The organism is Shewanella sp. Isolate7, assembly GCF_022398425.1.
GTDB lineage: Bacteria > Pseudomonadota > Gammaproteobacteria > Enterobacterales > Shewanellaceae > Shewanella.
Genome location: NZ_JAKEVJ010000039.1, coordinates 21960 through 40797, shown reverse-complemented (window position 1 = coordinate 40797; position 18838 = coordinate 21960). Strand labels below are relative to the sequence as shown.

Sequence of the window (18838 nt, the reverse complement as noted above, 5' to 3'; positions counted from 1 at the left end):
GTCCTAGGCCTCTAGACGAATGGGACACTGGTGATACGTTATACTCCGTATCGAGTGAATACTCGTTGAAGCCAGTAGGCTATCGCTTCAACGCTATCGAATCGTCAACTTATACAGTCAACCACTCAAGAAAGTGGTATCCCATAGGGGATTCGAACCCCTGTTACCGCCGTGAAAGGGCGGTGTCCTAGGCCTCTAGACGAATGGGACACTGGTGATACGTTATACTCCGTATCGAGTGAATACTCGYTGAAGCCAGTAGGCTATTGCTTCAACGCTATCGAATCGTCAACTTATGCAGTCAACCACTCAAGAAAGTGGTATCCCATAGGGGATTCGAACCCCTGTTACCGCCGTGAAAGGGCGGTGTCCTAGGCCTCTAGACGAATGGGACACTGGTGATACGTTATACTCCGTATCGAGTGAATACTCGTTGAAGCCAGTAGGCTATCGCTTCAACGCTATCGAATCGTCAACTTATACAGTCAACCACTCAAGAAAGTGGTATCCCATAGGGGATTCGAACCCCTGTTACCGCCGTGAAAGGGCGGTGTCCTAGGCCTCTAGACGAATGGGACACTGTTGATACGTTATACTCCGTATCGAGTGAATACTCGTTGAAGCCAGTAGGCTATTGCTTCAACGCTTTCAAATTAGATGGTGGAGCCTAGCGGGATCGAACCGCTGACCTCAACACTGCCAGTGTTGCGCTCTCCCAGCTGAGCTAAGGCCCCTTACCTAACTTGTCACCTTTGAGTGCACCGCGAGCATCTGCCGGCTGTGTCTCAACTGCGAGGCGCATTCTATGCAGCACACCCAAAAGTGTCAACTCGTTTTTTAGGAATTTATTCTATTTGCTACAAATTCAATCGCTTTGGAGATTCTTTGCTCACAACGGGCCTTTCCAACGAGGAAAGCGGTTAAATCTACAGCAGGCGACATACCGGCACCGGTTACCGCAACACGCAGTGGCATACCCACCTTACCCATGCCAAGCTCCAATTCGGCAGCAGTGGCTTCGATCGCCTGGTGAATTGCTTCAACAGTCCACTCTTCTAGCTCGGCAAATTTCTTCTGTATCAGTTGTAGCGGCTCTAGCGCCACGCCACGCAGATGTTTCTTCGCTGCAGTTTCATCGAACTCTGCAAAGTCTTCATAGAAGTAGCGGCTAGAAGCAGCCAGCTCTTTAAGCGTCTTGGCACGCTCGGCCAGGGCTGTGACCACTTCGACCAATGCCGGACCATTTGACGTGTCTATGTTTTGATCTTGCATATGCCACTCAAGATGCTTGGCCACATATTCAGGCGCCAGCTCCTTCATATAGTGCTGGTTCAACCAAATAAGCTTCTCGGTATTAAAGGCAGACGCCGCCTTATTGATATCATCCAGGCTAAAGAGCTGCTTCATCTCATCGATAGAGAAGACCTCTTGATCGCCATGAGACCAGCCTAGGCGTACCAGATAGTTAAGCAGCGCCTCTGGCAGGTAACCATCGTCGCGATACTGCATCACACCGACAGCGCCATGACGCTTAGACAGCTTGGCACCATCATCACCTAAGATCATCGCCACGTGAGCGTACTCAGGCACGGGCGCGCTAAGCGCCTTAAGAATGTTAATTTGACGAGGCGTGTTGTTGATATGATCTTCACCACGTACCACACAGGTGATGCCCATATCCCAATCGTCGACCACCACGCAGAAGTTATAGGTCGGTGTGCCGTCAGTACGGGCAATGATCAAGTCATCGAGTAAGTCGTTTGAGATCTCGATACGACCACGCACGTGATCGTCAAACACCACACTACCCTCGGTTGGGTTTTTAAAACGAACCACAAATGGCTCATCGGTATCGCGCGGCGCCTTATCACGGCAGCAACCATCATACTTTTGCTGCTCACCCCTAGCGGCCTGCTCTTCACGCATCGTCTCGATACGCTCGCGGCTACAGTAACACTTATAGGCGGTGCCCTGCTCTAGCATCTGGGCGATGATCTCGTTGTAACGATCGAAGCGCTTAGTCTGATAGTACGGACCCTCATCCCAGTTCAGTCCAAGCCACTCCATACCTTCTAAGATTGCTGCGCAGGCTTCAGGCGTTGAACGTTCGAGATCGGTATCTTCGATACGTAACACAAACTCACCTTGGTTAGCGCGGGCATAGAGCCATGAATAAAGTGCAGTACGAGCACCACCTACGTGAAGAAAACCGGTAGGACTTGGAGCAAAACGCGTCTTAATCGTCATAATGGGACAGTAACCTGTTATCGAAATGTCTAAATATAGACTGAGCTATTTAATGTGGCCGCTATTCTAACAGCCAAATGGGATAAGAGAAAATAGCCAGACCAATAGCACCCGGCCCGAGACCAAAAAAGGTGACCGCCCCGTCACAACGCACAGGCTCGTCTCTGTCACTTACCACATACGAATGCCGAGCTCTCATTAGTCACGCCAGATTGCCATCTAACTAACCCGCCCCTTATCACTAAGAGGCGACAGGCTTCATCTATATCAATAGGCACAACGAAAGATAAAAGCTGTAAAGATATAAAGCTATAAAGATAGAAAGCAGTAGGGATAGAAGATGCGTAGAAAAAAGAAGTATAGATAAAAGAGATGACTATGCGTCTATGGGCCCGCCCAGCTTCAAGACACTAGTGAGACTCCCTTATATTAAGTAACGGTTTGCTAATAGGCACTCCCCATATAAAGCGCATGTATCAGCAATAGAGAATCCGCGAGCGCAGAATGACTCGCTCCCCTTATGGCTTGTATCGACTTATAGATAATGCAGAGGTCTAGGGAAGGTGCGAATAAGTCCCGTGCTTGCTCTGCGTGTGCTTAAAGTGGATAGATGCAAGGCACAGTTTGCAGCGAATGGCCCTAGTCCTTCGCAAGAACTGTAACGCAGCAAATACCGCTGTAAGCCTCGCCCTGCGGGGCTTTGATAGCAACACCATTTCGGCGTTATTCAACTTCAGCAGGCCTCGGCATGCCCTCAGTTGAATGCCTTGAACTGTCGCTGCTATCAAAGCCAGAGCTGTGCGGTGCTTGCTCTGCGTGTGCTTAAAGTGGATAGATGCAAGGCACAGTTTGCAGCGAATGGCCCTAGTCCTTCGCAAGAACTGTAACGCAGCAAATACCGCTGTAAGCCTCGCCCTGCGGGGCTTTGATAGCAACACCATTTCGGCGTTATTCAACTTCAGCAGGCCTCGGCATGCCCTCAGTTGAATGCCTTGAACTGTCGCTGCTATCAAAGCCAGAGCTGTGCGACGACTTGTTCGCACCTTCCCTAGTTACCTCTACTTATAAAGCCAGCTTACTTGTACTGATGCCAGATCATCTTGCCCAGCCAAACGAAGAGTAGGCTGTAAAGGTGAGCAATTTCCCATTTGTTCGTTCCCTTTACACGACAATTTTTATCCCTCATGCCTATTTTCCTTACTTCCCCCTGCTGATTATTGACTCGAACCAGCGAGCGAAAGCCCCCTTCTGTACAGGCTTTCGCCAAGGCGCCATCAGAAATCATCCTGATTTGTTTAACATTAAGACGATCCGAACAAATTTGAACCGGACTCATTATTTTCTCGAAAAAAGCGTTGACAGTAGATCGTTCCCCCCTATAATACGGCCCCACACAGCGAGGTCGATTAGCTCAGCTGGGAGAGCACCTCCCTTACAAGGAGGGGGTCACTGGTTCGAGCCCAGTATCGACCACCATACACTGTATGGTAATAAAATTTGATGTGTCCCAGGTCGATTAGCTCAGCTGGGAGAGCCCCTCCCTTACAAGGAGGGGGTCACTGGTTCGAGCCCAGTATCGACCACCATATTTTCTCTTTGATTGAATATGTGGTGCATCGAGTTTAATGTTGTGAGATATTCCCAGGTCGATTAGCTCAGCTGGGAGAGCACCTCCCTTACAAGGAGGGGGTCACTGGTTCGAGCCCAGTATCGACCACCATCTCTTCATGAGAGAGTATCGAATATAATAATGTCCCAGGTCGATTAGCTCAGCTGGGAGAGCACCTCCCTTACAAGGAGGGGGTCACTGGTTCGAGCCCAGTATCGACCACCATTGTTATCAAAATATGTAAATGCTGTATTTATCCCAGGTCGATTAGCTCAGCTGGGAGAGCACCTCCCTTACAAGGAGGGGGTCACTGGTTCGAGCCCAGTATCGACCACCATAGCATGGCTATGAAACGATAAATCACACACAGTCCCAGGTCGATTAGCTCAGCTGGGAGAGCACCTCCCTTACAAGGAGGGGGTCACTGGTTCGAGCCCAGTATCGACCACCATATTTCCGCTTCTTTGCTTCACTCCCCTATTTATAATCAAACAGCCTAGCAGCAAGCCTTTACCGCCGCTTATCGCTATTGCGAATCCCTTAGCCTCAACTATTCTTCATTAATACCAATCACAGTAAATATGTGATCAGAAATAGCGCAGGAAAAACGCTTGAGAACAAAGCAGGATTTTTAGATAAGTAGTTATTCTACAATTAAAAATACTAATACAGTTATCGAGCGTTTTAACAAGCTAGAATGATCAATTATTTATTACGATTGGTATAAGACTTTGCTCAAACCAAGTACTACTCAAGGTGGTTGAACATGGCCGATGTCACTCAATCTGCGTCGCTGGCAAGCATTGCCGCGTACCTTAAACTCACCCATGAATGCGATGAGCAGGAAGCGATGATCGAAGCCAAGGAGGTGATGCAAAATCTGGTTACCATGCGACAGAAAGGCTTTATCACGGGTTGGTATTTCGATGCCCAGGGTCACCTGGAACTGCTGCCCAGTGAGGCGATTCTTAAGCGTATCAATCCGCCCAAATAAGATGACTCTAACGTTAATTCAATAAAATAAACAAGTTAACAAAGCTCCAATTCCCTCCAATCAATTAAATAAACAAAATGATTTATTTAAAAGACTACTGATGTAGAGTAGTGCTATCTATTCATTCTTTTAAACGCTGTCATGAACGCCACCGACTCCCTACAAACCGCTCCCGAACAGACGGCCCAGCGCATTCTCGGCGTCACCTTAATCGTTACCCTGATCAGTGTGGCAGGCATTGCACTGCCTTATCCCGTGCTGGCCCCCCTTTTTCATGACAACAGCTCTCCCCTCACCCAATTTATGGGGCTACCCAGCGAATTCTTGCTGGGCATAGTCTTAGGCATCTATCCCTTGGGGATCATCATAGGCGGCAGCTTCATCGGCAGCCTGTCTGACACTCATGGGCGCAAGCGCCTGCTTAGCCTTACGCTACTCGGCAGCGCCATGGGCTATGGACTCACGGCCTTCGCCGCCCATTCTGAGCAGTTTGTTCTATTCTGTCTCGCTCGCTTACTCACGGGGATATGCGAGGGCAATATCGCAATTGCCAGGGCGATAGCGGCCGATCTGCACCCACAAATCGATAAGACGCGCAGTTTCTCGCTGATCAGCGCCATGGGTTACGGCGGTTATCTGCTTGGGCCCTTGACGGGCGGCTACCTCATCGAGTGGGGAATGGAGATGGTATTCGGCGCCGCGGCCATTGCCTGCATCCTCTGTGCCCTGCTGAGTCGCTGGCTTCTGCCACGTCAGCTCGATGAAACCAAGGCCAACGCGGAGAAAGGCTCTAGCCTGGTACTGCTCAGAGAGCCAGCCCTCAGACGCTTCTTTCTGCTCTACCTGCTACTGACCATGGGGGTTAACTTCTACTATGAATTCTATCCGCTGCATCTGGTTCAGCAGGCGGCCTTTACGCCGGCGCAGATCAGCTGGGTCACTGTGCTACTCACCGGCTGCATGATCGCCACCAGCATCTGGTTTACCCCTTTGTTGCAGCGCAGGTTGACCCACGCCGGCGCGAGTCTGGTCGGCATCTCACTGTTTGGTGCCTCTCTGGCCTGCTTTCCCTATCTCACCAATGCCAGCTATCTGCTTACCTTCGTGACCATAGGTGCGGGCATCGCCATCTATAACAGTTTCCTGCCAAGTTACCTGTCCCATGCCTATCAGGACAGGCCGCAGGGGCAACTGATGGGCATGCTGGTGACCATCTTCTGTGTCGGTAACCTGCTGGCAGCGCTTCTCGGCGGACTGTTAGCCGTGTTTGATGTTAAAATCGTCCTGTTAATCGGCGCCCTGTGCGCGGTGGGCGCCGGAGCCGTCCTATATCACGGTCACTTCAGGCGACAATACTGGCCAGCGCACGGTTAACCATAACACGTGACACGCCTCACAATTCAGCCCGCCTAAATGGGTGGGTTTCCACCCATCCGACTACAACCAATGGGCGATATCCTCCCCAAGTCGTCATGTTTACCATTTAACCAACACGCGGCAACACATTGATATAAAGCCATTTACATAATTTAAACACTCTTGGCCTGGTCCTTGCCTATAATTTCTTTGAGTTAAGCACATAGTGAACCGTCAGTCGCCCTAAGGCACTGAAGGATTAACAATTATAGGGATAACAAAATGACCAGACTCAACACCTGTACCTTTATCAAACAGATCGTCAAGATGGCCTCAATCGCCGCAATTTTGGGAACCAGCTTGAACAGCTGGGCGGCACCAACGGAAATTAAGTTTTCCCATGTGGTTGCCGAAAACACCCCTAAAGGCCAAATGGCACTGAAGTTCAAGCAACTCGTAGAAGAGCGTCTACCCGGTGAGTATCAGGTAAACGTGTTCCCAAATTCTCAGCTGTTTGGTGACAACAACGAGCTCTCCGCCCTGTTGCTTAACGATGTGCAATTTGTGGCGCCATCGCTGTCCAAGTTCGAGCGCTACACCAAGAAGCTGCAGATATTCGATCTGCCCTTCCTGTTCAAAGACATGGACGCCGTTAACCGCTTCCAACAGAGCGATGCCGGCCAGCTGCTGCTGAATTCGATGAAGCGTAAAGGTGTCGTCGGCCTGGGTTATCTGCACAATGGTATGAAGCAATTTTCGGCCAGTAGCCCGCTGATCTTGCCGGAAGATGCCCAAGGTAAGAAGTTCCGCATCATGGCCTCAGACGTTTTGGCTGCGCAGTTCCAGGCGGTCGATGCCATTCCGGTGAAGAAGCCCTTCTCGGAAGTCTTTACTCTGCTACAGACCCGCGCCATCGATGGACAGGAAAATACCTGGTCTAACATCTATTCGAAGAAGTTCTACGAAGTACAGAGCAACATCACAGAGAGCAATCACGGCGTACTCGACTACATGGTGGTCACCTCAAACACCTTCTGGAAGTCGCTACCCGCCGACAAGCGCAAGGTGATCAAGGCATCACTGGATGAAGCGATTGCCTATGGTAACGATATTGCCGCCGCCAAGGTTAACAAAGACAAGCAAGCCATCATCGACTCTAAGCGCTCTGAGATCACCTACCTGAGCCCAGAGCAACGCGCCGCCTGGGTCAACGCCATGAAACCTGTATGGGCACAGTTCGAAGATAAGATAGGTAAAGATCTTATCGATGCCGCCGTTGCCTCAAACGAATAATAAGCGCTAACCCCCTAATTTTATAGGAATGCATTGAGGCCGTTTCCACGGTATTCGGCCTCTTTCCTATTTGAGGAGTCCTAGAGATGATGTCTCGCTTTTTTTCTCATATCGAAGAGGTGGTACTTAACGCCTTGATCACCGCAATGACCCTGTTGGTCTTTGTCGAGGTGATCGCTCGTTTCTTCTTTAACACAGGTTTCTTGTGGATCCAGGAGCTGACGCTCACCATCTGCGGCTGGTTCGTGCTGTTTGGCATGTCCTATGGTGTCAAGGTCGGCGCCCACATAGGGGTCGATGCCTTTGTCAAAAAACTGCCTAGAAGGGGACGTAAGTATACCGCCATCTTGGCCGTCGCTATCTGTTTAGTCTACTGCGGCATGTTCTTATTCGGCAGCTGGGAATACCTGGCGAAGATGTATCAGATCGGCGTGCCGATGGAAGACATTGACCTGCCCCACTTTCTCATCGGCGGATTAGACGGTGACTTTGCCTGGGAATACCTGCGCATCGACGTCGAGGAGCCAGCCGTTCCCCTATGGATCTCCCAAAGCATACTGCTCATCGGCTTTATTCTGCTTACCTGGCGCTTTTTGCAACTTGCTCTGGCCATCATCACCAACAAGACAGATGGCTTCGCCTTCGCCGATGAGGCCAAGGAGAGCATGCACCTTATCGATCAAGAGGCTCAGGCCGACGACAAACAGCCTGGAGATGAAAAATAATGACTATAGCAACCCTCTTTATCAGCCTGTTTATCTGTATGCTGCTGGGCATGCCCATCGCCATCGCGCTTGGTTTTTCCAGCATGCTGACCATATTGCTCTTCTCCGACGATTCTTTGGCCTCGGTGGCATTGAAACTGTATGAATCTACCTCGGAGCACTACACCCTGCTGGCGATCCCCTTCTTCATTCTGTCGTCGGCCTTTCTGTCAACCGGCGGCGTCGCCCGGCGCATCATCGACTTCGCCATGGACAGCGTGGGCCACATCCGCGGTGGTCTCGCCATGGCTTCAGTGATGGCCTGCATGTTGTTTGCCGCGGTATCGGGCTCATCGCCCGCCACGGTCGCCGCCATCGGCTCTATCGTCATCGTCGGCATGGTGCGGGCCGGCTACCCAGAGAAATTTGCCGCTGGGGTGATCACCACCTCGGGCACCCTGGGGATCCTGATCCCGCCCTCTATCGTCATGCTGGTGTATGCGGCGGCAACCGAAGTCTCTGCGGCGCGCATGTTTATGGCGGGACTTATCCCCGGCCTGATGATGGGCCTCTTGTTGATGCTCGCCATCTATATCGTGGCCCGCATCAAGAAGCTGCCTTCAAGGCCCTTTCCCGGTTTTCGCCCCCTGGCCATATCGAGCGCCAAGGCGATGGGTGGCCTTGCGCTGATCCTCATCGTACTGGGCTCCATCTACGGCGGTATCGCCAGCCCGACCGAGGCCGCAGCCGTCGCCTGCGTCTACGCCTATTTCATTGCGGTATTTGGTTATCGCGACATAGGCCCGCTGAAAAACGTCAGCTGGCGCGATAGCGGCGAGTCGCTGCTAAGAGCCGTGCTGCGTAACCTGGGCTTTATGGTGCTTGCTGTCTTCAAGACCCCGGCCGACAAGGAGATACGCCACGTGGTGCGCGATGGCGCCAAGGTCAGCATCATGCTGCTGTTCATCATCGCCAACGCTATGCTGTTCGCCCATGTGCTCACCACAGAGCGTATTCCACATCTGATCGCCGAGACCATAGTGGGCATGGGGCTGCCGGTATGGGGTTTCCTCATCATAGTCAACTTGCTGCTACTGGCCGCGGGTAACTTCATGGAGCCATCGGCCATCTTGCTGATCATGGCGCCGATCTTGTTCCCCATCGCCACCCAGCTGGGGATAGATCCTATCCATCTTGGCATCATCATGGTGGTTAACATGGAAATCGGCATGCTAACGCCTCCCGTAGGCCTCAACCTATTTGTCACCGCGGGAATAACGGGCCGCAGCATGGGATGGGTGATCCAATCTTGTATCCCTTGGCTGGCACTGCTGCTCTTCTTCCTGGTGCTGATCACTTATATTCCGCAGATCTCCCTGTTCCTGCCTGAATATATTGATAAGTTAAACGGTTATTAAAACACTTGATTTTGCTTAACAATTGGGCGAGTCTGAAACGGGTTATTAACAACTCCCTTTCAGGCTCGCTTTTTCAATTGGACATGCCTTTTATGTCGAAAATGATAACAAGAAGAAAATACCTCGGCGTCGGCTTCATCATACTCCTTGGCCTCGCCTTTACCCTGCGCGTCGCCTACTGGTTCCATCTGGAACATGGCTATGAGATGACGCGGCAACAATCTAACGCTCAGATGAAAGAGCTGCTCAGCTTCCTCTCTGGCTCCCTCAGTCGTTATGAGAGCATCCCCCATGTACTCTCGACCAACCCACTGCTGGCGAGTGCCCTGTTACAGCAGGACGATCCCGATACCATCACGCCGCTCAACCGCTATCTGGAAGAGATCCAGAGCATCACAGAGGCGCTGGACATCTATCTGGTGAATGTGAACGGCGACGCCATCGCCGCCAGTAACTGGCAGCAAAGCTACTCCTTTATCGGCAAGAATTATGCCTTTCGGCCCTATTTCAAGGACGCCATCGAAGGCAAGATGGGCCGCTATTTCGCGGTCGGTACCAGCTCAAACAAACGCGGCTACTACTTCTCCTACCCCATCTACAGCCATGGTTATCCAGTGACCCCCAGCCAGGACAAGGCCAAGGTGTTAGGTGCTATCGTGGTGAAGGTCGATGTCACCGAGATAGAGCAGCAGAGTACGGGCATGGCCAGGGGCAGCAACTACGAGTTCGCTATCAGCGACCCGGACCATATCATCTTCCTCTCCAGCCGACCGGAATGGCGCCTCACCGCGCTAACGCCTGTGACCCATCAGCTCAAAAAGCGTATCGAGACATCGAGACGCTACGCCAATCGTGACATCAGGCCGCTGGCGATCGAGCCCCCCTTTGCCGCCTCACTGGCGGCAGACTACCGGATTTACCAGATTGGCAAAGATAAGCAAGGCGCCGAATTTATGGATAACGCCGCCTTCATGAGCGATGCCGGCTGGCAGGTGCATATCCTCTCGCCCATGGCGCCCATCTACCGCTCGCTGCCACCGCTACTCCTGCTCTATGGCGCCCTCTACCTGCTGTGCGCGCTGGCGCTCTTGTTCGCCATAGAGAAGCGTAAGAATACCCGCCGCATGCGCCAGGCCCACGAACAGCTAGAGCAGAGGGTCAAGGAGCGCACCCAGGCGCTGGAAACCAGTCATCAGCAGCTGAAGGAAGCCCAGGATGAGTTGATCCAGGCCGCCAAACTCACAGTGATCGGCAGCCTCTCGGCCAGCATCAACCATGAGATCAACCAGCCGCTGGCCGCCATCCGCAGCTATGCACAGAATACCCAGACACTGCTCTCACGCGCCAAGTGGGACGATGTCTCCAGCAACATAATGACCATCATAGAGCTGACCGATCGACTGGCGGCCATAGTGTCGCAATTTAAGAGCTTTACCCGCAAGAGCCAGGGCAACGACAAGGCGATTAGCGTGGCACAATGCATCAAGGATGCCCTGACCATCATCCAGCCAGAGGTAGACAAACAGGGGATCGATCTCGTGCTGAACAACACAGAGTGTGAGACGCTCATCTGGGGTGACCCTATCCGGCTGCAGCAGGTGTTGATCAACCTGATGAGCAATGCCATGGTCGCCATGCGCGCCTGCAGCCCGAAACAGCTGATCATCAGTGTCGTGGTGAGCAATCGTCTAGAGATCACCATAGAAGATACGGGCACAGGCATAGACGAGAGTCAGATGCAGAAGATTTTCGACCCCTACTACACCAGCTCGCGCCAGGGGCTGGGCCTGGGGCTCTCTATCTCCAGGCGCATCGTCGAGGCGATGCAGGGTAAGATAAGCGTTGCCAATCGAGAGCAAGGCGGCGCCATCTTCCAGATCACACTGCCCATACATGCGTCAGGAAACTAACCATGCAGAATCAAGTTTTTAACCAATACGATATCTTAATCGTCGATGACGAGCCTCTGATTGGCTCGGCGCTGGTGCAGCTGTTTGAACTGGAGTCCTACCGCGCCTTGGCCCTCACCGATGCCAAACAGATTGGCCTTGGCCTGCCCGACAACTGGCCCGGCATAGTGATCTCCGACGTCAACATGCCGGATATCGACGGCCTCTCCTTGATGCGCACCCTGCTGGGCCAAAACAAGGACATTCCCATCATCCTACTAACCGGGCACGGCGATATCGCCATGGCGGTACAGGCGCTGAAACAGGGCGCCTATGATTTTATCGAGAAACCCTTTAACAACGAGCATATGCTGGACATCGCCAAGCGCGCCCTGGAGAAACGTGCATTAACCCTGGAAAACCGCAGCCTCAAACGTGAGCTGGAATCCCAGAGCACGCCGGGGCCGCGTATCTTGGGCCACAGTCCGGGGATCAAGCAGATGCGCCACATCATCCACCAGGTGATCGATATGCCTGCCGATGTATTGATCGAAGGCGAGACGGGCACGGGCAAGGAGCTGGTCGCCCGCTACCTGCACGACCACAGCCCCAGAGCCGAGGCCAACTTCGTTGCCATCAACTGCGGCGCCATCCCAGAGACCATCATAGAGAGCGAGCTGTTTGGCGCTGAGTCCGGCGCCTTCACCGGCGCCGATAAGACCCGCATAGGTAAGTTCGAGTATGCCAATGGCGGCACCCTGTTTCTCGATGAGATCGAGAGCACGCCACTCTCCCTGCAGGTAAAACTGCTGAGGGTGCTGGAAGACAGGAAGGTGGAGCGCCTAGGCTCCAACAAGAGCATAGACCTGGACATTCGCATCATCGCCGCCACCAAGGTGGATCTCAAGGGCCTGTGTGACACAGGTGAATTTCGCCAGGATCTCCTCTATCGCCTCAACCTGGTGACTGTGCCAATCCCGGCCCTGAGAGAACGCCGCGAAGATATTGGCCTGCTGTTCCTGCATTTTGCCCGGGTCGCCTCGGCGCGTTATCACAAGGCGCTGATCCCTCTGACGGCGGAATATACGGCCCAACTGGTCTCCCACGACTGGCCGGGCAATGTCAGGGAGCTGCGTAACCTGGCCGAGCGCTACGTGCTCCTGGGCCCTGAGGCGGCCTTTGCTACCTCTCTGAGGCAGAGGAGTCAACTCAATGCCAACATGTCGCTACAGCAGCGGGTGGAGTTTTTCGAACGCCTACTGATCGAAGAGGCCCTGAGCAATAACAAGGGCAGCATCAAGCTGACCATGGAGCAGCTGGAGCTGCCGCGCAAGACCCTCTACGACAAGATGCAGAAGTTCGGCCTCAACCGAAAGACCTTTATCAACTAAGTCTGGCAACCCGTTAGCCCGCCGCATCCAATAGCGGGGTGCTCGGCCTGTGGGTGCGTTGCAGCATCACCACGATAACAATCACGCCGCTAAGCAGGGTCAGGCTGCCGCCGACCACACCGCTCCAACCCCAGTGCTGCCAAAACGGCAACAGGAAAGGCCCGCCGAGCGCCGCCCCCAGATAGTAACTACATAGGTAGAGCGCCGTGGCCTTGGCCCTGTGCTGCTGGGCGCGCTGCGCCACCCAGGCATTGCAGATGCTGTGGAAGGTAAAGAAGCCGAAGCTGGACAACAGGAAACCGATAACGATGGCGCTGCTGGTATCCCCTAAAGTAACCAGGCTGCCGACACACATCATCACGGCCGAGAGAATAAACAGTGGCTGGCGGCCCAGACGCGTCACCCACTTGGCCGAGCGAAACGAGGCGTAGGTGCCGCTCAGATAACAGAGGAAGATCAGGGTCACCTGAAACTTGCCCCAGTGAAACGGTGCCTGCATCAGATGCAGCTGGATATAGCTGAACTGATTGACCATCACCATGAAGGCCAGCGCGCCGAGAAGATAGAGCTTCACCAGGGTGGCATCGCCAAGGTGCAGGCCAAACCCCTTAAGATCGGCAAGCCCAAAGCCACTCTTGTGTTGACGGCGACGGATCCGCACCCGGTCGAGGCGCGGCAATAACAGTAACACGCCCACCACCCCAGCAAGGGTCAAGACACTCACCAGGCCCATGGCCTCTACCCAGCTCAGATACTTAGTCATCAGGCCGCCAATCAGGCGCCCCGCGATGCCACCTAAACTATTGGCCCCGATATAGATGGCCCCGGCCTTGAGTAGCACACTGGTATCGAGCAGATCCTTAAAATAGGCCATGGCGATGGCGGGCACCGCCGCCAGCAATACTCCCTGAAATAGCCTCACCGCCACCAGCGCCGAAAAATCCTGCACCCAGATCAACATGATATCCGCCACCACCAACAAGGCCAGGCTCCACAGCAGCGGCTTACGCCTGCCGAGCTTGTCCGACAGAGTGGCATAGAAGAGCAGCGCAAAGGCCATGGAGAAGCTGGTCACCGACAGCAATAGGGTGGCATGGGCCGGCGACACGCTAAAACTGGTCGCGATCAGCGGCAGCATTCCCTGCACCATATACAGGTTGATGTAGATCACCACAGAGGCCAGCGACAGGCCCCAGATCAGACGAAGTTGTAGTGCACGGCTGGCGGTCATGATTTCGCGCTCAAAAGGAGAGATAGACACAGGCTAGCACCGGCGCTAACATAACAAAAATAGATTATAAATATGATGTCAATAACATTATATTATTGACGAATCAAGGTTCAAACCGATAGCAATGCGCCTTTAAGCGACAAGGCTTCACCCGGGGTGGTAAAACATGGATATCAAACAGCTTAGGCAGTTAGAGGCGCTCGCGACTCGGGGCAGTTTTACCCTGGCGGCCAAGCAGCTCAACATCGCCCAGCCCGCCCTGAGTCAGGGGATAAAACGTCTCGAAGAGTCCCTCGGGGTCACGCTTATCAATCGCAACAAGCACTACCGCGGCCAGGACGGCAGCCGTCTCACTCTCACCGCCGAGGGCGAGGCACTGGCGCAACACGCCAGGCTGATCCTCAAGCAGGTCAAACAGGCCGAGGCCCATATTAAGTCCATGGCCAACCTCACCAAGGGCGAGGTGCGCATCGCAGTGCCGGGCATGCTGGGGTCCTACTACCTGCCCTCGCGCCTGATGGCCTTCAGGCACAGATATCCGGATCTTAAGCTGTCACTGTTTGAAGGCGGCACCCGCGACAGCCTGCGGATGTTGCAAAACGAAGAGGTGGATATCGCCATCATCACGGGGCAAGACCTGCAGCCTAACTTCGACAGCCATCTGCTGCTCAGGGAGCAGATGGTGGTGGCCGTGGGTGAGGATCACCCGTTGGCGGAGCACTCGGGGATCACCCTGGAGCAGTTCTTCGAGCAGGAACTGGTGATGTTTAAGCCCGGCTATTTCCACCGCGAATGGATGCTATCTCAAGCCAAGGCGCTGGATCTCGAGGTCAATATCGCCTTCGAGACCAACCTTATCAACCTGATTAAACAGGTGGTCGCCCAGGGCTTTGCCATCACCAGTGTGCTAGAGATGGTAATCGAAGAAAGAGATCCCATCCGCGCCATCCCCTTCTCACCTGCGGTGCATCTGGACCTGCATATTGCCTGGAATAGAGAACGCCCCATCGGGCTGGCCGACAGGGCGTTCGTCGAGTTTTTGATGAATAACCCTTAGCGGCATGCTAAGGGCCTAGTCCCTAGATGGCATCCGCCTGGCGCTCGGGCGCCGCCAACTGGAAGGCCTCTAGCTTATGGCAGTTGTCCCAGATACGGCGAATGTTGGGATAAGCGCCTAAGTCGACCTTGAAACGATTGGCGTTATAGACCTGAGGGATCAAGCACAGATCCGCCAGGGTCACCTCATCGCCATAGCAGTAGGTACCGGCATGCTTTTCCAGCTGCTTCTCGAACGCGCTAAAACCCTGGTGGATCCAGTGATGATACCAGGCGTTCTTAGCATCCTCGTCCAGCGCCAAATTATTGGTCAGATACTGCAACACCTTGAGGTTATTCAGCGGGTGAACCTCACAGGCGATAGAGAGCGCCATGGCACGCACCTCGGCCCTCGCCTTGGGCGCCTTTGGCAACATCAAGGTGCCGCCATACTGCTCGTCGAGGTATTCGATGATCGCCAGCGACTGAGACAGAACAAACTCGTTGTTGCCTTCAATAAGGGTCGGCACCAACTCCTGAGGGTTAAGCCCCGCATACTCAGGCAGATGCTGCTCACCACCATTCTTAACCAGATGCACAGACTCGAGACTCGCATCCAGGCCCTTTAAATTCAATGCGATACGCACTCGATAAGCGGCGCTGGAGCGCCAGTAGCCCAATAATTTCATCACACAGCTCCCCTGTTTCCTTGGCACTAACCTGCCTTTACTTACGGCGATTACAAAAACGGGGCAACCTTGGCTGCCCCGAAGTCTCAACAAATTTGAGAATTAACCTTTGTACTCGACCACCTGCTGGTCGATGGCACCGAAGATGGATTTATCGTTCTCATCCAGCATCTCGATACGCACGCGATCGCCGAAACGCATGAATGAGGTCGATGGCTTACCGTCGCTGATGGTTTCCAGCATACGAGTCTCGGCCAGGCAGCTAGAGCCAGCACTGCGATCATAGTTAGAGATGGTACCCGAGCCTATGATGGCGCCGGCGCCCAGTGGGCGAGTCTTGGTGAAATGGGCGATCAACTGACTGAAGTTAAAGGTCATGTCGACGCCACAGTTTGGCTTGCCGAACAGTTCGTTATTCAGATGAGTGATCAGCGGTAGGTATACCTTAGACTCATGCCACTTGTCACCCAGCTCATCCGGGGTCACGGCCACAGGCGAGAAGCTGCTCGATGGCTTAGATTGGAAGAAACCAAAACCCTTAGCCAGCTCGGCAGGGATCAGGTTACGCAGCGACACGTCGTTCACCAGCATCAACAGCTTGATATGTTTCTCGGCCGAATCTGCGTCAATGCCCATAGGCACGTCGTCGGTGATCACTGCCACTTCAGACTCAAAATCTATACCCCACTCTTCGCTGGCCAGCTCAATATCCGCCTTAGGGGCGATAAAGCTGTCAGAACCGCCCTGATACACCAGAGGATCTGTCCAGAAGGTTTCAGGCATCTCGGCGCCGCGCGCCTTACGTACCAGCTCAACGTGGTTCACATAGGCGCTACCGTCGGCCCACTGATAGGCACGTGGCAGCGGCGACAGACACTTGTTCTCGTCGAAATCAACCGTGTTATCGAGCACGCCTTGGTTAAGGGCCTCGTATAGCTCTTGCAGTTGCGGCTGAAGTAGATCCCAGGCGTCGAGCAGCTGCTGCATGGTGTGCGCTATGGCCGGTACCGCAACAGCCTTGGTTAGATCCTTACTCACAAGCATCAGCTGACCGTCACGACGGCCGTTGTTATAACTTGCTAACTTCATACCCACTCCTATCGAATTCTTCTCTTGTCAGACCCAAGGGGCAACCCCGTTGGGTCTGGGACTATCAATTTGGCATAGGAATACCCTATGCGCCTCAAGATAGGAATAGCGTGATACAAATCACACTCCTTCCCTCAACAATCAATTTTGTAAACAATTCATGACAGACAGAAATAGCCCCAAATCCATGGGGTTTCGGCCTTGTCTCTGCCTAGAAAACCACCAGCCAACTGGCAATAAGGTTTTACATCCCTTTTTGCTTGCTGATCTTATATTCCCTCAGCTTGTTGGCGATAGCCGTATGGGACACCCCAAGCTTCTTCGCCAGCTGACGGGTGCTCGGATAAGCCGGATAGAGGCGTCTTAGCAGACTCGCCTCAAACTGTTTCATCGCCTGATCCAGACTGCCCTCAAACTGATGATCGAAATAGCCAAAGCCCTCGGCGTATGACGGTAGTTTTAGCTGATCCACCGTCAGCTCCGCCGAGCCATCCCACATGGATACCGCACGGAAGATGGCGTTTTTCAGCTGGCGCACGTTACCCGGCCAGGCATAGCCAAGCAGGTGCTCACGGCATGGGGCCGAGATACGACGAATAGGAATAGACAGCTGCTGACTGTAATGCTCGAGGAACATCTCGGTCAGCGGGATCACATCCACCTTACGCTCGCGAAGCGACGGCATATGGAAGCTGAGCACATGGATGCGATAGTAGAGATCTTCGCGGAACTCGCCGGTCTGGCACAGCTCGGCCAGGTTCTTCTGGGTCGAGCAGATGATGCGCACGTCCGAGCGCACCTCCACATCGCCGCCTACTCGGCGGAAGGTGCCGTCCTGCAGCAGGCGCAGCAGTTTGACCTGGGCCGCCTTGGACATCTCCGCTATCTCATCTAAGAAGACGGTGCCGCCCTTGGCCTCCTCGAAGAAGCCGCGCTTGACCACTTCACCACCGCTGACATAACCGAAGAGCTCCTCTTCGGCGGCGCTGTCAGGCATGGCGGCGCAGTTAATCGCAATAAAGGGGTGCTCACGACGCATGCTGGCATCATGACAGGCTCTGGCCATCAGCTCCTTGCCTGTGCCCGTCTCACCCGTGATCAGCAGAGGCGCATCGAGCTGGGCCATGCGTCTGGCCTGCACTAACACCTCTTTCATCTTGTCGCTGACCGCCAGCACATTCTCAAACCCTGTGGTCTGATTCTGTAGGGCGTTAAACTGCTTGCCGACCCGTGCGGGCGATTTGAGGGAGACTACGGCACCGGCCAGAATGGTCTTGTCGTTCTCGTCAGGCAGATAGATGGGCAGCATCTCGGCCAGGTATTCGCTCTGGCCAATGTTAACCCGTGTGGCCTGGGCCAACACCAGCGGCTCGCTGAGCCAGCGGTTGAAGTTAAAGCCCTGTACCCAATGATTGAGGGGTTCGTCGAGCACCTCGTGCTCACCCATGTTGACCGTCATCAGCGCCGACTCATTGACGATGCGGATCCGCCCCTTAACGTCGATGGAGAAGACAGAATCCGGCAGCGTCTTCAACAAGGTCTTGAGCGCGTAATGCTCCTGCTCGGAAGGCATGAAAGAGACTGTGCGCACATCATGCACCCCTTCCACCTTCCTGATTAACGGCAGCAGCTCACTGAGCACATCAAAGTTGACCTCAGCAAACTGCAGATAGAGAAATCCCTGGTTACTGGCGTCGATAGCTATCAGGTTAATGCCATAGCCTTCGAGGATCACCAGAATGTCTTTTGCTAGACCCACGCGGTCGATGCAACTTACTTCTAAGCGCATACCCTTTCGTCCCTTTTTATATTTATTACTTCACGGTTTTTGGGATTATCGCGAGCACGGTTGCGTCTCATGCCAGAAAAAATGTGACACGCCACGCAGAAATG

14 protein-coding genes and 10 tRNA genes are annotated in these 18838 nt (G+C 53.7%); 14 read left to right on the top strand and 10 right to left on the bottom strand.

The features are described from left to right. Positions 1-134 precede the first annotated feature (134 nt). The 6 genes from L1D47_RS11555 to L1D47_RS11530 all read right to left on the bottom strand — a co-directional run bounded on the left by L1D47_RS11555 (position 135) and on the right by L1D47_RS11530 (position 3583). Positions 135-210 (bottom strand) — tRNA-Glu (locus L1D47_RS11555). Positions 211-318: 108 nt separating this feature from the next. Further along, positions 319-394: transfer RNA gene (locus L1D47_RS11550), tRNA-Glu, on the bottom strand. A gap of 108 nt (positions 395-502) precedes the next feature. Next, positions 503-578, bottom strand: a tRNA-Glu gene (locus L1D47_RS11545). Positions 579-658: 80 nt separating this feature from the next. Beyond that, positions 659-734: transfer RNA gene (locus L1D47_RS11540), tRNA-Ala, on the bottom strand. A gap of 103 nt (positions 735-837) precedes the next feature. After that, positions 838-2247, bottom strand: a complete 1410-nt coding sequence (gene gltX, locus L1D47_RS11535) for a glutamate--tRNA ligase (protein WP_239884991.1) — start codon at positions 2245-2247, stop codon at positions 838-840. Positions 2248-3322: 1075 nt separating this feature from the next. Then, a complete protein-coding gene (locus L1D47_RS11530; RefSeq protein ID WP_239884989.1) occupies positions 3323-3583 on the bottom strand; it encodes a hypothetical protein in 261 nt (86 codons plus the stop codon). Between the two features lie 64 nt (positions 3584-3647). Here L1D47_RS11530 and L1D47_RS11525 point away from each other — a divergent pair. The 13 genes from L1D47_RS11525 to L1D47_RS11465 all read left to right on the top strand — a co-directional run bounded on the left by L1D47_RS11525 (position 3648) and on the right by L1D47_RS11465 (position 12901). After that, a tRNA-Val gene (locus L1D47_RS11525) sits at positions 3648-3723 on the top strand. 34 nt (positions 3724-3757) lie between these two features. Beyond that, positions 3758-3833 (top strand) — tRNA-Val (locus L1D47_RS11520). A gap of 58 nt (positions 3834-3891) precedes the next feature. Beyond that, positions 3892-3967: transfer RNA gene (locus L1D47_RS11515), tRNA-Val, on the top strand. A 38-nt stretch (positions 3968-4005) separates the two neighbouring features. After that, a tRNA-Val gene (locus L1D47_RS11510) sits at positions 4006-4081 on the top strand. A gap of 36 nt (positions 4082-4117) precedes the next feature. Beyond that, positions 4118-4193, top strand: a tRNA-Val gene (locus tag L1D47_RS11505). A 38-nt stretch (positions 4194-4231) separates the two neighbouring features. Beyond that, positions 4232-4307: transfer RNA gene (locus tag L1D47_RS11500), tRNA-Val, on the top strand. A 315-nt stretch (positions 4308-4622) separates the two neighbouring features. Next, a complete protein-coding gene (locus L1D47_RS11495) occupies positions 4623-4850 on the top strand; it encodes a hypothetical protein (RefSeq protein WP_041510714.1) in 228 nt (75 codons plus the stop codon). A 141-nt stretch (positions 4851-4991) separates the two neighbouring features. After that, complete coding sequence (locus L1D47_RS11490; RefSeq protein WP_239884987.1) at positions 4992-6224, top strand: MFS transporter; 1233 nt, start codon at positions 4992-4994, stop codon at positions 6222-6224. A 264-nt stretch (positions 6225-6488) separates the two neighbouring features. Continuing rightward, positions 6489-7499 carry a TRAP transporter substrate-binding protein gene (locus L1D47_RS11485; protein WP_275661439.1) on the top strand — a complete coding sequence of 337 codons (1011 nt, stop codon included), beginning with the start codon at positions 6489-6491 and terminating at the stop codon, positions 7497-7499. A gap of 86 nt (positions 7500-7585) precedes the next feature. Next, complete coding sequence (locus tag L1D47_RS11480; protein WP_041510711.1) at positions 7586-8224, top strand: TRAP transporter small permease; 639 nt, start codon at positions 7586-7588, stop codon at positions 8222-8224. Continuing rightward, positions 8224-9621: a TRAP transporter large permease subunit gene (locus tag L1D47_RS11475; protein WP_239884985.1), complete on the top strand. Its 1398-nt coding sequence runs from the start codon at positions 8224-8226 to the stop codon at positions 9619-9621. The genes L1D47_RS11480 and L1D47_RS11475 overlap by 1 nt, the downstream gene beginning before the upstream one ends. A 92-nt stretch (positions 9622-9713) precedes the next feature. After that, positions 9714-11531, top strand: coding sequence for an ATP-binding protein (locus L1D47_RS11470; RefSeq protein WP_239884983.1), 1818 nt, complete (start codon positions 9714-9716; stop codon positions 11529-11531). A gap of 2 nt (positions 11532-11533) precedes the next feature. Next, positions 11534-12901: a sigma-54 dependent transcriptional regulator gene (locus tag L1D47_RS11465; protein ID WP_239884981.1), complete on the top strand. Its 1368-nt coding sequence runs from the start codon at positions 11534-11536 to the stop codon at positions 12899-12901. A gap of 13 nt (positions 12902-12914) precedes the next feature. On the opposite strand, the gene L1D47_RS11460 is transcribed toward L1D47_RS11465, so the two are convergent. Then, positions 12915-14132, bottom strand: coding sequence for an MFS transporter (locus L1D47_RS11460; protein ID WP_239884995.1), 1218 nt, complete (start codon positions 14130-14132; stop codon positions 12915-12917). 166 nt (positions 14133-14298) lie between these two features. On the opposite strand from L1D47_RS11460, the gene L1D47_RS11455 reads away from it, so the two are divergent. Beyond that, positions 14299-15189, top strand: coding sequence for a LysR family transcriptional regulator (locus tag L1D47_RS11455; RefSeq protein WP_239884979.1), 891 nt, complete (start codon positions 14299-14301; stop codon positions 15187-15189). A 22-nt stretch (positions 15190-15211) separates the two neighbouring features. Here L1D47_RS11455 and maiA read toward each other — a convergent pair whose 3' ends face one another. The 3 genes from maiA to tyrR form a co-directional block, all read right to left on the bottom strand. Next, positions 15212-15856, bottom strand: a complete 645-nt coding sequence (gene maiA / locus L1D47_RS11450; protein ID WP_239884993.1) for a maleylacetoacetate isomerase — start codon at positions 15854-15856, stop codon at positions 15212-15214. A 102-nt stretch (positions 15857-15958) separates the two neighbouring features. Continuing rightward, entirely contained in the window at positions 15959-16945 is a 987-nt protein-coding gene (locus L1D47_RS11445; protein WP_239884977.1) for a fumarylacetoacetate hydrolase family protein, read from the bottom strand. A 244-nt stretch (positions 16946-17189) separates the two neighbouring features. After that, on the bottom strand, positions 17190-18734 hold the full coding sequence (gene tyrR, locus L1D47_RS11440; protein ID WP_011865236.1) for a transcriptional regulator TyrR: 1545 nt from the start codon (positions 18732-18734) through the stop codon (positions 17190-17192). Positions 18735-18838 lie beyond the last annotated feature (104 nt).